At 69.6% G+C, this 11,508-nt stretch carries 13 protein-coding genes and 1 pseudogene; 6 read left to right on the forward strand and 8 right to left on the reverse strand.

Annotated features, from left to right (window positions below; translation table 11 throughout):
- Nucleotides 1-34: 34 nt before the first annotated feature.
- The 5 genes from BR31_RS29730 to BR31_RS0122340 all read right to left on the reverse strand — a co-directional run bounded on the left by BR31_RS29730 (nt 35) and on the right by BR31_RS0122340 (nt 5,155).
- Nucleotides 35-1,390, reverse strand: coding sequence for a DUF1254 domain-containing protein (locus tag BR31_RS29730; protein WP_331281146.1), 1,356 nt, complete (start codon nt 1,388-1,390; stop codon nt 35-37).
- 2 nt (nt 1,391-1,392) lie between these two features.
- Nucleotides 1,393-2,154 (reverse strand): crotonase/enoyl-CoA hydratase family protein, encoded by a 762-nt coding sequence (locus tag BR31_RS0122325; RefSeq protein ID WP_027502924.1) that lies wholly within the window; start codon nt 2,152-2,154, stop codon nt 1,393-1,395.
- A gap of 46 nt (nt 2,155-2,200) precedes the next feature.
- The gene (locus BR31_RS0122330; protein WP_051637653.1) at nt 2,201-3,022 is read right to left on the reverse strand and encodes an enoyl-CoA hydratase/isomerase family protein; all 822 of its coding nucleotides are present in this window, start codon (nt 3,020-3,022) and stop codon (nt 2,201-2,203) included.
- A 33-nt stretch (nt 3,023-3,055) separates the two neighbouring features.
- A complete protein-coding gene (locus BR31_RS0122335) occupies nt 3,056-4,465 on the reverse strand; it encodes a DHA2 family efflux MFS transporter permease subunit (protein ID WP_081830635.1) in 1,410 nt (469 codons plus the stop codon).
- Nucleotides 4,466-4,558: 93 nt separating this feature from the next.
- The gene (locus BR31_RS0122340) at nt 4,559-5,155 is read right to left on the reverse strand and encodes a PadR family transcriptional regulator (RefSeq protein ID WP_027502927.1); all 597 of its coding nucleotides are present in this window, start codon (nt 5,153-5,155) and stop codon (nt 4,559-4,561) included.
- Nucleotides 5,156-5,257: 102 nt separating this feature from the next.
- Here BR31_RS0122340 and BR31_RS32550 point away from each other — a divergent pair, with 102 nt between their 5' ends.
- The 3 genes from BR31_RS32550 to BR31_RS0122355 are packed head-to-tail and all read left to right on the forward strand — an operon-like array spanning nt 5,258 to nt 7,686.
- A complete protein-coding gene (locus BR31_RS32550; protein ID WP_331281147.1) occupies nt 5,258-6,115 on the forward strand; it encodes a phosphatase PAP2 family protein in 858 nt (285 codons plus the stop codon).
- 14 nt (nt 6,116-6,129) lie between these two features.
- Nucleotides 6,130-6,609: a GNAT family N-acetyltransferase gene (locus tag BR31_RS32320; RefSeq protein ID WP_331281148.1), complete on the forward strand. Its 480-nt coding sequence runs from the start codon at nt 6,130-6,132 to the stop codon at nt 6,607-6,609.
- 33 nt (nt 6,610-6,642) lie between these two features.
- On the forward strand, nt 6,643-7,686 hold the full coding sequence (locus BR31_RS0122355) for a glutathione S-transferase family protein (RefSeq protein WP_027502929.1): 1,044 nt from the start codon (nt 6,643-6,645) through the stop codon (nt 7,684-7,686).
- Here BR31_RS0122355 and BR31_RS0122360 read toward each other — a convergent pair.
- Both BR31_RS0122360 and BR31_RS0122365 read right to left on the reverse strand, forming a co-directional pair.
- Nucleotides 7,656-8,069 (reverse strand): VOC family protein, encoded by a 414-nt coding sequence (locus tag BR31_RS0122360; protein WP_027502930.1) that lies wholly within the window; start codon nt 8,067-8,069, stop codon nt 7,656-7,658. The genes BR31_RS0122355 and BR31_RS0122360 overlap by 31 nt on opposite strands.
- Nucleotides 8,066-8,914: an AraC family transcriptional regulator gene (locus tag BR31_RS0122365; RefSeq protein ID WP_027502931.1), complete on the reverse strand. Its 849-nt coding sequence runs from the start codon at nt 8,912-8,914 to the stop codon at nt 8,066-8,068. Before BR31_RS0122365 ends, BR31_RS0122360 begins: the two co-directional genes overlap by 4 nt.
- A gap of 130 nt (nt 8,915-9,044) precedes the next feature.
- Here BR31_RS0122365 and BR31_RS0122370 point away from each other — a divergent pair, with 130 nt between their 5' ends.
- The 3 genes from BR31_RS0122370 (at nt 9,045) to BR31_RS0122380 (ending at nt 10,903) form a co-directional block, all read left to right on the forward strand.
- The gene (locus tag BR31_RS0122370) at nt 9,045-9,719 is read left to right on the forward strand and encodes a membrane protein (RefSeq protein ID WP_027502932.1); all 675 of its coding nucleotides are present in this window, start codon (nt 9,045-9,047) and stop codon (nt 9,717-9,719) included.
- A 24-nt stretch (nt 9,720-9,743) separates the two neighbouring features.
- On the forward strand, nt 9,744-10,208 hold the full coding sequence (locus BR31_RS0122375) for a DUF6153 family protein (protein ID WP_027502933.1): 465 nt from the start codon (nt 9,744-9,746) through the stop codon (nt 10,206-10,208).
- Nucleotides 10,209-10,273: 65 nt separating this feature from the next.
- Nucleotides 10,274-10,903: a DUF305 domain-containing protein gene (locus tag BR31_RS0122380; RefSeq protein ID WP_027502934.1), complete on the forward strand. Its 630-nt coding sequence runs from the start codon at nt 10,274-10,276 to the stop codon at nt 10,901-10,903.
- A 61-nt stretch (nt 10,904-10,964) separates the two neighbouring features.
- Here BR31_RS0122380 and BR31_RS31975 read toward each other — a convergent pair.
- Nucleotides 10,965-11,508, reverse strand: a pseudogene (locus BR31_RS31975) (HNH endonuclease); the annotation flags it as partial.

Raw genomic sequence — 11,508 nt, forward strand, 5'->3', positions numbered from 1 at the left:
CCTCCTGAGGTCGTCAGGCGTCCAGTATCCCGCGTCAGCGCCCCGGTTCCGGCGCGGGCGGCGTCCACGACTGATCGGTCGGCAGGTAGGAGCGCAGCATGAGGACGAACTCGCCGGGCGGGGCAGGCAACCAGTTGGACGGGCCGGACGCGGGCGGCTTGGCCCCGATCCAGAGGTCGAGCGAGCCGTCGGCGCCGCGCACCAGTCCGGGGGTACGGTCACCGATCGCATAGCGCCCCAACGGGTTCGCAACGAAGAACATGTCCGGTCCGTACAGGGTGACGGACCAGAAGCCGCGCTCGTCGATCGGCGGCAGCCCGTCGGCCGGGAAGTGCAGGCGGTAGCCGTCACCGTCTCCGCGCAGCACGGCGCCGCCCGAGTCGGTCCTGGCGACGTAGTACATCGACTCCTCGGGCACGTTCGCCCCGAGCCCGATCTTCGCCACCCCGGCGCGGTGCAGGTAGTCGGTGCCGTACCGGCCCGCGTCCCGCAACGAGCTCCATGGGCCGTCGCCGCCGGACGAGGTGCTCGCGAGCCCGACGATCTGCTTGTCCCCGCGGACCACGCCCGCGGCCATGGCCTTGACGTCGTCCGGTTCGCCGCTGCTCGGGGTCGCGCCTGGCGTCACCCCGAGGATGGCGAGCTGCTCGAGCATCGGCGCGTCCGCCTCGGGCGGCGGGTCGGCGGCGAGGATCGCGGACAGCTCGTCGAAGACTTTCGGGCCGGATCCCGCGATCGCCTGTGGTGCCGGGTTGTTGCCGCAGTCGGTCGGCGGCAACGGCGGCGGCGCGTCCGGGATCGGGGAGGTGAGCACGGTCATCGCGTACCGCTGCTGGGCGGCACGTGCCGCGGCGAGGTCCGCGTCGGACTCCACCAGGGTGCGCCCGATCACCCAGGCATCCCAGGTGGGTGACTCGATCACCGCTGCGCCCGCGGGCGTCTCGCCGTGCCATCCGGGCGGCACGATCACGTGCGAACCCGCCGCCTGCCCGGTCTCCCTGGTACCGATGTTGCCGAACACGTTGGTGTACATGTCGAGCAGCTGGAAATCGAAGTACCGCTCCCCCATCTCGGGATGGGTCAGCAACACCGGTCCGGACCGGAGGTCGAGCCAGGCGATGGAGTACAGGGTGTCCGCGTTCGGCGCGACGACCACCCTGGTCTCCGGCCCCGACATGGCGGACTGGCTGTAGAGCTGGTTGACCGGCAGCAGACAGATCATGTTGGCCCTGGTCCTGGCCAGGGCGATCGGCGCGTAGCCGTAGACGTAGCCGTCGGCCGCGATCTCCGCCTGCTCCGTCGCCGAATCCTGTTCCTGCGTTGCGCATCCGCCGAGCAGCCCGGCCACCAGCACGAGTGCCGACAGCACCGCCACCCGACGTCGGCGCACCGCTATCGGCCCTTCCAGACCGGGGCGCGCTTCTGCGCGAAGGCGATCGCCCCCTCCTGCGCGTCCTCCGAGGCGAAGACCGGACCCATCAGCTCGAGCTGCCGGGTGAACGCCTCCTCGTCGGTCCACCCGGACGACTTGACGATCACCTCCTTGGTGGCCGCGACCGCGAGCGGGCCGTTGGCGGTGATCCGTTCGGCCAGCTCCAGCGCGCCGTCGAGAGCCTTGCCGGGCTCGGTCAGCCGGTTGACGAAGCCGTAGCCGTGCGCCTCCTCGGCGGTGAAACTGTCTCCGGTGAGCGCCAATTCGAGCGCCTTCTGGTACGGAATCCGCTTGGGCAGCCTCAGCAGTCCGCCACCGGCCGCGACCAGTCCCCGCTTGACCTCGGGGATGCCGAACCGCGCCTCCGAGGACGCAACCACCAGGTCCGTCGCCAGCACCAGCTCGGTGCCGCCTGCGAGTGCATATCCCTCGACGGCGGAGATGATCGGTTTGCGGGGCGGCGCCTCGGTGAACCCGAGCCCCTTGCCGGGGGCGATCACGTTTTCGCCCGCGACGAACGCCTTGAGGTCCATGCCGGCGCAGAAGTTGCCCCCGGCACCGGTCAGGACGGCGAGCGACAGGTCCGCATCGGCGTCGAGTTCGTCGACCGCGGCCGCGAGTCCGTTGCTGACCGCGGCGTTGATCGCGTTGCGCGCCTCGGGGCGATTGATGGTGATGACCAGGATGCGGCCACGACGTTCGAGCAGCACTTCGTCAGACATGCGCCCACCCTAGGCGCTACCGCGCCGCCGCGAGCCGACTCCGCGCTCAGCGCCCCGTGTAGGTGGCCTTTCCCGGTCCGACGTCGAGGAAGCTGCGGACCGCCCCCGCGAGGTCCTCGGTGCCGAACAGCTCGCCCGAGACCTCAGGGGTGATCGAGTCCGCATGTGCGACACCGCCGGAGCGCCAGGCCTCGATGATCTGCTTGGTGGCGTGGTGCGCTCGGGTCGGGCCGTCCGCGAGCCTCGCGACCAGGGCGCGGGCGGCCGCGTCGACATCATCGTGCACCGCATTGACGACCCCCCAAGAGGCCAATGTCGCTGCGTCGTACAGATCGCCGGTCATCACCAGTTCCCTGGCCCGGCCCGACCCGGCGCGCTCGGCGAGCCGCTGCGGCCCGCCCATCGACGGCGTCAACCCGACGACCGTCTCGACGAGCCCGAACTTGGCCTTGGGCGCGGCGAGGATGATGTCGCAGGCGAGCGCGATCTCGAAGGCAGCGGTGAGCGTCAGCCCGTGCGCGGCATACACGACCGGGCAGGGCAGGGCCTCGATCTGGTGGATGATCTCCGCGAACAGGGTCCGCCACAACTCGGCGCCCTGCTCGGCGCTCAGCCCCTCGAAGACGTGCACGTCGACGCCGCCGGAGACGACCTTGCCCTCGGCGCGCAGCAGCACCGCACGCGGCGGGGCCGCACTCAGCGCATCCACGTCGGCGGTGATCGCGTCGAACATGGCCTTGTCGAACAGGTTCAGCGGTCCGTGCGCGAACGTCAGCACCGCGATCTCGGCGCCTGCGTCCGTGGTGACGCGCTCCAGCCGGGTCGGCTTGGCGGGCTCGGGGCTGGCGGGCGGGAACGACGCAGTCATGGCGTCAGCCTGCCACACCCGAGCCCGCGCGGCCTAGGCCTGGACGCGCTCCTGGCCGGCCTCGACCGGCGGCTTGTCGCCCTCCCGGATAGGGCGCGAGAAGCACAGCGAGGCAACGAAACCGATCAACAGCACACCCGCGGGCAGCAGCACTGCCTGTGCCATCGAGGTGCTGAATCCGTCGACGATGAAGCTCGGCATCGCGCCGCCCGCCTCGTGCGCACCGCCGGTGGGCACGCCGTTGGCGGTCAGGCGCGAGGTGATCAGGGCACCGATGCCTGCGCTACCGAGCACCGCACCGACCTGGCGGGTGGTGTTGTAGACGCCGGAGCCCGCGCCTGCCGCGTTCATCGGCAGGTTCCTGGTAGCGGTCGCCGCCAGCGGCGACCAGATGAAGGCGTTCGCCACACCCATCAGGGCGATGGGCAGCAGCAGCTCCCAGATCGCGACGTCCGGTTTCATCACCAATGCGAGCCAGGCGAGCGAGATCGAGAGCATCAGGAAGCCGGGCGCGGCGATGTAGCGCGGGTGCACCCGGTCCACCAGCTTGCCGACGTTCGGTGCCAGCGCTCCGGTGAGTACCGCCATCGGGACCATCAGCAATGCCGAACCGGTCGGTGAGAGCCCGCGGACGGCCTGCGCGTAGAACATCAGCGGCACCACCATCGCCGTGATCGAGAAGCCCATCGAGGTGATCGCGATATTGGCCAGCGAGAAGTTCCGGTCCTTGAACAGCCCCAGCGGCAGCAGTGGCTCGTTCTTGTTCCACGACTGGTACCAGATGAAGACCGCGAGCAGGATCAGACCGCTGACGATCGACAGCCAGACCAGCGCGGACCAGTCGTAGGTGTTGCCCTCCTGCAGACCGAAGACCAGGAAGAACATGCCCGCGGCACTGAGGATCACCCCGGGGATGTCGAACCGGTGCTGATGGGTCTCGAGGGACGGCACGAACCGCCAGGCGGCGAGGAAGGCGATGACGCCGACCGGGACGTTGACGATGAAGATCCACTGCCAACCGAGCCCGTCGACCAGGACGCCGCCGGCGAGCGGGCCGACCAGGGTCGCGACACCGGCGACCGCGCCCCACAGCCCCATTGCGGTACCGCGCTTGTCCGGCGGGAAGATCCGGGTGATCACGGCCATCGTCTGCGGGGTCATCAGCGCGGCACCGAAGCCCTGGAACACGCGCGCGACGATGAGCATCTCGATGTTGCCGGACAGGCCGCACCAGAGCGAAGACGCGGTGAACAGGGTGAGCCCGAGCAGGTAGAGGTTCTTGGGACCGAAGCGGTCACCGAGCCTGCCCGTGATGAGCAACGGGACCGCGTAGGCCAGCAGGTAGGCGCTGGTCACCCACACGACACTGTTGATGTCGGTCTGCAGGTCCTCCATGATCGCGGGGTTCGCGACCGCGACGATGGTGGAGTCCACCAGAATCATGAAGAAGCCCAGACACAGAGCCCAGAGCGCCGGCCACTGTTTGATCTCGGCGTTCTGTTTGATCTCGGCGTTCTGGTTGATCTCGGTCACGTGTCAGCCCTTCGCCAGTTCGCAGTGTTGCCTGTCGGTGTGCCACGGCAGTGCGCCGCTCTCTATCTCGTCGATCAGCCCGCGCAGCCACTCGACCTCGGTGACCGCGAGAGCACGCAGGTAATCGAAGCCGAACCAGAACACCCGCGGGATCTCGTTGGACACCGCCACCTGGCGCAGCGCGTCGAGTTCGGCGAGGTCCTTCTCCACGAGGCCGATCCGTTCGGCCATGGCGGCGCACACACTGTCGGCATCGAGGTTGTGCGCCTCGGCGAGCGCCAGCGGGAACGCCGGGTACTCCGGTTTAGGGGTCGAGAGGGTCTCGCCAACCCACCGTGTGAGCGCCGCACGCCCGGCGTCGGTGACGCAGTAGGTGGTGCGCTCGGGGCGATTGCCTGCCCGCTCCGTACCGACGACGGCGACCAGTTCCTGGCGTTCGAGCCGCTCCACCGTGTGGTAGAGCGAGCCCGGCCTGATCTTGACGATCCGGTCGTCGCGTCGCGAAACGTGCAGTTGGTACATCTCGTACGGGTGCATGGGCCGCTCGAACAGCAGCGCCAGCACGGTGATCCCGAGGGGCGTCAGCGCCGTGGCCGCCATGTTCACCCCGCATATTCCGTGCCAATTAGTCCAGATGGAATATACGGCGTGGAACTGACTTCGGCAACGGCTTTTCTCACGGAGCTCTCATGTGGGCGAGGCATGCTGGTTCGAATGTGGACGTCGAAGCGGAAGGCCGGTACCCGCGCGCCGCGGTACCTCCCCGGCGCGACGATCGCGGCGATGAGCGCGATCGCACTGATGGTCGTGCACTCGGTGTTCGTCACCACCGAGGGCGGCCAGCTCGTCGACCAGCAGGTGATGCGTGCCGCGAACGCCGCACCCGACTCCTGGCACGAGGCGGGCTTCGCCCTGCTCGGCGCGGTGAACGCGCCATTCATCGCCGCGGCGATCGGGGCGATCGTCCTCATCGGGCTGATCCGTCGCCGGCCGCGCTCGATCGTCGTCGCGCTTGCCGTGATCGCGGGCGCGAACCTCACCACACAGGTGGTCAAGCAGTTGCTCGACCGGCCGTACCTCGGCTGGGGTGCACACAACACCCTGCCCAGTGGGCACGTCACGGTCATCACCTCGCTGGCCGTCGGGCTGGCGATGGTCCTGACCCCCGGCTCGCGGTCGGCGGCGGCAGCGCTGACGTGCGCGGCAGCCGCCGCTGCCGGTTCCGCGGTGATGATCTGTCAGTGGCACCGCCCGAGCGACGTGATCGCCGCGGTGCTCGTGGTCGTGGGCTGGGCCGCGATGCTGTGGCCGGCGTGCGCCGGGCGCCGGGACCGATACCCGTGGCCAGGGTGGACGCCCATCAGATCGACATCATCGCCCTGGCCTGGGCCAGGGAGCTGGGACTGCCGGATCGTGGCCTGGCCCTGCCGGGCACCCGGCACGTCCGGGTGGACCAGACCTCCGACCGGGTCCGGTTCCTCCGACTGGCTGGGGCGAGCGCGCTGGTTGGCCCGGACTGGGCGGTCGAACGGGCGGAGCACTACAGCGACGATGAGCTGACCGATGGCGCGACGATGCTCACGATCACCAAGGACCACGGCGGCAGCTGTTCGGGCCCGCGACTGCTGTCCTTCGCCGGCGACGTGGGCACCGAGATCGGCCGCGAGGACCCGCTGATCTCGCACGACCTCGAGCACGTGCTGGCCCTGCAGTCGGCCTGCCCGCCCGACGACGTCGCGGAGGCCGACCTCACCGACAAGCGGAACTGGTTCACGCTCGTCGACGACGCCGGGACGCCGCTGTCCTCGTCCGGATACGTGGAATGGCAAGGCATCCTGGCCCACATGGGCGCGCTCACGTCGCCGGATCATCGCAGGCGCGGACACGGAGCCGTGGTGGCCCGGCTGACGACCAACGATGCGATCGACGCCGGCCTGATCCCGCAGTGGCGCAGCCACCCCGGCAACACGGCGTCGCGCAGGCTGGCCGCATCGCTCGGCTACGAGGAGCTCGGAGTCCATACCGCGGCCACGCTTGCGCGAAGTACCGTGTGAACTGTTGCCCACCGCCGACGGAGTTGATGAACAGTGACCGACGAGAACAGCACAACCGGCTCGTACGTCGAAGCGGGCAAGGAGTTCACCCGCGACACCAGGTACATCGAAACCCGGATCACCGCGGACGGTCGCGACGGCTACCCGGTCGAAGCCGGCCGCTACCGCCTCGTCGTCGCGCGCGCCTGCCCCTGGGCGAATCGGGCCATCATCGTGCGGCGCCTGCTCGGCCTCGAGGACGTGCTGTCGATGGGCCTGTGCGGGCCGACGCACGACCAGCGGAGCTGGACCTTCGATCTCGATCCCGGCGGGGTGGACCCGGTGCTGAAGATCCCGCGCCTGCAGGACGCCTACTTCGCCCGCTTCCCCGACTATCCGCGCGGGATCACGGTGCCCGCGATCGTCGACATCCCGACCGGCCAGGTGGTGACCAACAACTACCCGCAGATCACCCTCGACCTGTCGACCGAGTGGAAGCAGTTCCACCGCGAGGGCGCACCCGATCTGTACCCGGAGGCGCTTCGACCCGAGATCGACGAGGTCGCCGAGTTGGTGTTCAAGGACGTCAACAACGGCGTGTACCGCTGCGGATTCGCGGGCACGCAGGATTCGTACGAAGCGGCCTACGACCGGCTCTTCTCGAGGCTGGACTGGCTGACCCACCGGCTCGCGACACAGCGCTACCTGGTGGGCGACACCATCACCGAGGCGGACGTCCGGCTGTTCACCACCCTGGCCCGGTTCGATCCCGTCTACCACGGGCACTTCAAGTGCAACCGCAGCAAGCTCACCGAGATGCACGTGCTGTGGGACTACGCGCGGGACCTGTTCCAGACGCCGGGCTTCGGCGACACGATCGACTTCGCGCAGATCAAGGAGCACTACTACGTGGTGCACTCCGATGTGAACCCGACCCAGATCATCCCCAAGGGGCCCGATCTCGCGAACTGGCTCGAGCCGCACGGGAGGGAAGCGTTGGGCGGCAGGCCGTTCGGAGACGGCACGCCGCCGCATCCGCCGAAGCCCGGCGAGGTGGTCCCCGCCGATCACTGGGTCCTCGGCGGCTCCCCCGCGTAGGTGCCGAAGCTCCAGTACACGCCTTCCGGGTCGCGGCAGGTGAACCCGCGCGAGCCATAGTCCTCGTCGGTCAGGCCCTTCACGATGGTGGCCCCGGCGTCGGCGGCGCGCCGGTACAGCGCGTCGGGGTCCGAGACGACGATGTACACCGAGCCCACCCCCGTCGGCAGGTCCCCCACCGCGGAGTCCGGGCGTTGCGAGCCGAGCATGATGCCGCCCCCGCCCGGCCAGTCGAGCTGGGCGTGGTCGACCCGCTCCCCCTCGCCGTAGACGGCGGTCTCGATGAACCCGAAGGCGTCCACGAGGAACGCGATGGCCCCGCGCGCGTCCGCGTAGCTGAGCGTCGGCCAGATTGTGGTCGTGTTGGTCGTCTGTGCGGTCATGCCCTCGACACTGCTCCTTCTGACGTCTGGTCCGCTTGGATGAATGAGAACAGCTCCTCGGCCCGCCACCGCGAGGGCGGGATCCCGACGATGTCCCGCCAGTCCCGCGCCAGGTGTGCCTGGTCGTAGAAGCCGCACCGGGCGGCGGCATCGGCGAGCGAGATGGAAGGGTGGGCGCGCAGGAGTTGGTGCGAGCGGTGGAACCGCGCGAGCTTGGCCGTCTCCTTGGGGCTGACCCCGAACTCGGCGGCGAACCGGCCGACCAGGTGCCTTCTGCTCCAACCGATCTCGCGGGCCACCTGGCCGACCCTGACCACACCGTCGGCGGCCGTCAGTAGCTGCCACGCGTGTGCGAGGTGTGGGTCGATCTCGGCGTCCGCGAGGCGACGGGACAGCACCTCGTCGAGCACCGCGAACCTCGCCTCCCAGGACGGCTGTGCCGCGATCCGCTCGCTCAGCTCGGTGGCGTCGGCGCCGAGCAGGTCCTCGAGCTCGACGACCCAGGCGCCCAGCTCGGCCGCGGGCACGCCCAGCAGTGCCCGGGACCCGGCCGGGGTGAGGGCGAGCTGGACACCGTGCTGATTACCGTCGTGCCGGATCTCGACCGGGGCGGTGGACAGGCCGCTGGCGAGGGTGCCCCAAGCGCCGGGCTGCTGCCGCGGATCGGACATCCGCGCGAGTTCGAGCGGGGCGTCGAGGGCGATGATCACGGTCAGGTACGGCGAGGGCAGGCCCAGGTGCGAACCGGGATCGAACCCCGCCAGCCGATACCCCTCGTAGGGGGCGACAAACGGGCGCAGGGCCTGCGCGGGCGATGCCCGTCTACCCTCCGAGTGCCCGGTCATGAACTCAGCGTAGGCAGTGATCTGCGTCGCATCCAGAGATGATGTGACCGGGTCAGGAACAACATGACCGGGCCGACCGTTGGTAGGGAGTTCGGCCGCGGACGGTGCTGGCCGTGACGAAGGGAAGACCATGGCGGACAAGCTGGGACGCATCGAGCAGGTCATCGTGTCGCTGCTCGACAACGGCGCCAAGCTACAGGGGCCCGCTGTCCAGAAGTATGTGGACCGCGTCCGCCGCGCCCACCCCGACGAGAATCCCCAGCAGATCGTCGAGCGGATGGAGCGGATGTTCCTCACCGCGGTGACCGGCAGCGGCGGCGCGGTTGGCGCGGCCGCGGCGGTGCCGGGCATCGGCACGGTCGGCTCGATCGCGGCGGTCGGCGCCGAGTCGGTGTTCTTCCTGGAGGCCTCCGCCCTGCTGACGCTGGCGATCGCCTCGGTGCACGGCATCTCGGTGCAGCAGCACGAGCAGCGCCGGGCCCTGGTCCTCGCGGTGGCGCTTGGTGCATCGGGCATGGAGATCGTGGAGAAGGCCGTCGGCGCGACCACCAAGAACTGGGGCTCGCTCATCACCCGGGTCCCGGCGCAGACGATGTCGGGGATGAACCGGAAGCTGATCCACAAGTTCGTCACCAAGTACGCGGCGCGCAGGAGCGCGCTGATCCTGGGCAAGCTGGTGCCCGCAGGCATCGGCGCGGTGATCGGCGGCACCGGAAACCGGGCGATCGGCAAGGGCGTGATCAACAACGCGCGCGACGCGTTCGGGCCCGCACCCGCGCGGTGGCAGCTGGAACTCACTACCTGACCCCCGCAGGGTATCCTTCTAGGCATGGACCGGCTCCGCCTCGCCCCGCAGCGCGCCGCACTGTCGTGCGCGCTGCTGCTCGGCGCGCTGGTGTGCGGCCTGCTGGCGATGCATCACGTCGCGGCCGCCGTGCAGGTAGGCGGGCAGGCGCACGGTTCGCCGGCGGCGGTCGGCACGGCACACGAGTCGATGACCGGATTCGAACCCGCCGCGATGGCACAACACCCAGAGACCCCGGCCCATGCGGCCGCGCCCGCGGACCAGCGGCCTGCAGACCACACCGGCGGCCACCACATGCTCAACGCGTGCGTCGCGGTCCTGCTCTCGGCGGTACTGCTGGCAATGTCCCTTATCGCGTTCGGCCTCCCGTCGGGTGCGGGCACGCGGATGCGGCGCGGCCGGTCCGCCGTCACCTACACCGGTCGCGGGCCGCCCTTTGCTGCGCCCACCTCGAATCGCCTTGCCACCTTGTGCCTTCTGCGGGTCTGACAGGGCCACTGCGTCGTGCTCGACGCAGTTCGGCCACTGATCCGCTCGAAGACCAAGGAACAAACATGAACACACGTACCAAGACCTCCGGCCTGATCGCCGCGGCCGCTGCCGCCGTCGCCCTGATCGCGGGCTGCTCCAACGACGACTCCGGATCCGGCCACTCGATGGATTCGATGGGCGGGGCGTCCATGACCTCGAGTCCGGCGCAATCCGCGTCGCCGGGCGCGCACAACAACGCCGACGTCATGTGGGTGCAGATGATGATTCCGCACCACCAGCAGGCGGTGGAGATGGCGGAGCTCGCCGAGGGCCGCACCCAGAACGCCGAACTGTTGGCGCTGGCCGGCCAGATCAAGGCCGCCCAGGACCCCGAGATCGCGCAGATGACGGGATGGCTCACCGAGTGGGGCGTGCCAACGATGGCGGCCGGCATGAGCCATGCCGACATGGGCCACGGCGACGGCGGCGGAATGATGACCGCGGACCAGATGACGCAGCTCGAGCAGGCCTCGGGCGCGGAGTTCGATCGGGCATGGCTCGAGATGATGATCGCGCACCATCAGGGCGCGGTGGATTCGTCGACGGCGATCGTCAAGGACGGACAGAGCGAGCAGGTCGAGGAGCTCGCGCAGAAGATCATCGCGGGCCAGGAGGCCGAGATCAGCCAGATGAAGTCGATGCTCGGGCAGTAGTCGGTTCGAACCCTGCCGCACGTCCCCGTGGTCACCCTGGTGGCCGCGGGGACGTGTGCGTTCAGAACGGTGGCGGGTCCGGTGGTGTTGGCGGTGGCGGTGGTGGGGTGTGGCCGCGGCGGCCGGTGATGTGTGGGGTTGGGGTGTGGAGGGTGTGGCTGCCGTGGGCGCCTGCGGGGAGGGTGATCGCGGTGGTGCCGGTGCTGGAGGTCCAGTGCAGGGTGTGGCCGGGCAGTGCGGTGACGTTCCAGAGGCCGAGGGTTTTGAGTTGATGGTGGTACCGGCAGAGGCAGTGCAGATTGCCGGGGATGGTCCAGCCACCGGCGATGGGGTCGTGGGCGCGGTATTCGATGATGTGGTCGAGTTGGCATCCGGCGGCGGGTCGGGTGCAGCCGGGGAATCGGCAGTGCCCGTCGCGGGCGTGGACGAGCGCGATGGTCGCGGCGTCGGGGCGGTAGGTGAGGGCGCCGCCCGGTGGGGTGGTGTGGCCGCCGTGTCCGTCGGGGTGTTCGGGTCTGGCCAGGGTGGGGTTGCTGGGGGCACCCCCTGCACGAAGTGCTTGGGGGACGATGGCGGCGAGGATCGCGTCGGTGATGGTGCCGATG

Source organism: Rhodococcus sp. UNC363MFTsu5.1 (assembly GCF_000686785.1).
GTDB lineage: Bacteria > Actinomycetota > Actinomycetes > Mycobacteriales > Mycobacteriaceae > Rhodococcus_G > Rhodococcus_G maanshanensis.

Coding starts and splice junctions, on each gene's coding strand:
- BR31_RS0122370 (WP_027502932.1), top strand. CDS start 9,045: ATGGCGGACAAGCTGGGACGCATCGAGCAGGTCATCGTGTCGCTGCTC.
- BR31_RS0122340 (WP_027502927.1), bottom strand. CDS start 5,155: ATGGCGGCCACGGCGCTGACGCCCCTCGGGATCACCGTGCTGGCGCTG.
- BR31_RS0122325 (WP_027502924.1), bottom strand. CDS start 2,154: ATGTCTGACGAAGTGCTGCTCGAACGTCGTGGCCGCATCCTGGTCATC.
- BR31_RS0122380 (WP_027502934.1), top strand. CDS start 10,274: ATGAACACACGTACCAAGACCTCCGGCCTGATCGCCGCGGCCGCTGCC.
- BR31_RS32550 (WP_331281147.1), top strand. CDS start 5,258: ATGCTGGTTCGAATGTGGACGTCGAAGCGGAAGGCCGGTACCCGCGCG.
- BR31_RS0122375 (WP_027502933.1), top strand. CDS start 9,744: ATGGACCGGCTCCGCCTCGCCCCGCAGCGCGCCGCACTGTCGTGCGCG.
- BR31_RS0122330 (WP_051637653.1), bottom strand. CDS start 3,022: ATGACTGCGTCGTTCCCGCCCGCCAGCCCCGAGCCCGCCAAGCCGACC.
- BR31_RS0122335 (WP_081830635.1), bottom strand. CDS start 4,465: ATGATTCTGGTGGACTCCACCATCGTCGCGGTCGCGAACCCCGCGATC.
- BR31_RS0122365 (WP_027502931.1), bottom strand. CDS start 8,914: ATGACCGGGCACTCGGAGGGTAGACGGGCATCGCCCGCGCAGGCCCTG.
- BR31_RS0122360 (WP_027502930.1), bottom strand. CDS start 8,069: ATGACCGCACAGACGACCAACACGACCACAATCTGGCCGACGCTCAGC.
- BR31_RS32320 (WP_331281148.1), top strand. CDS start 6,130: ATGCTCACGATCACCAAGGACCACGGCGGCAGCTGTTCGGGCCCGCGA.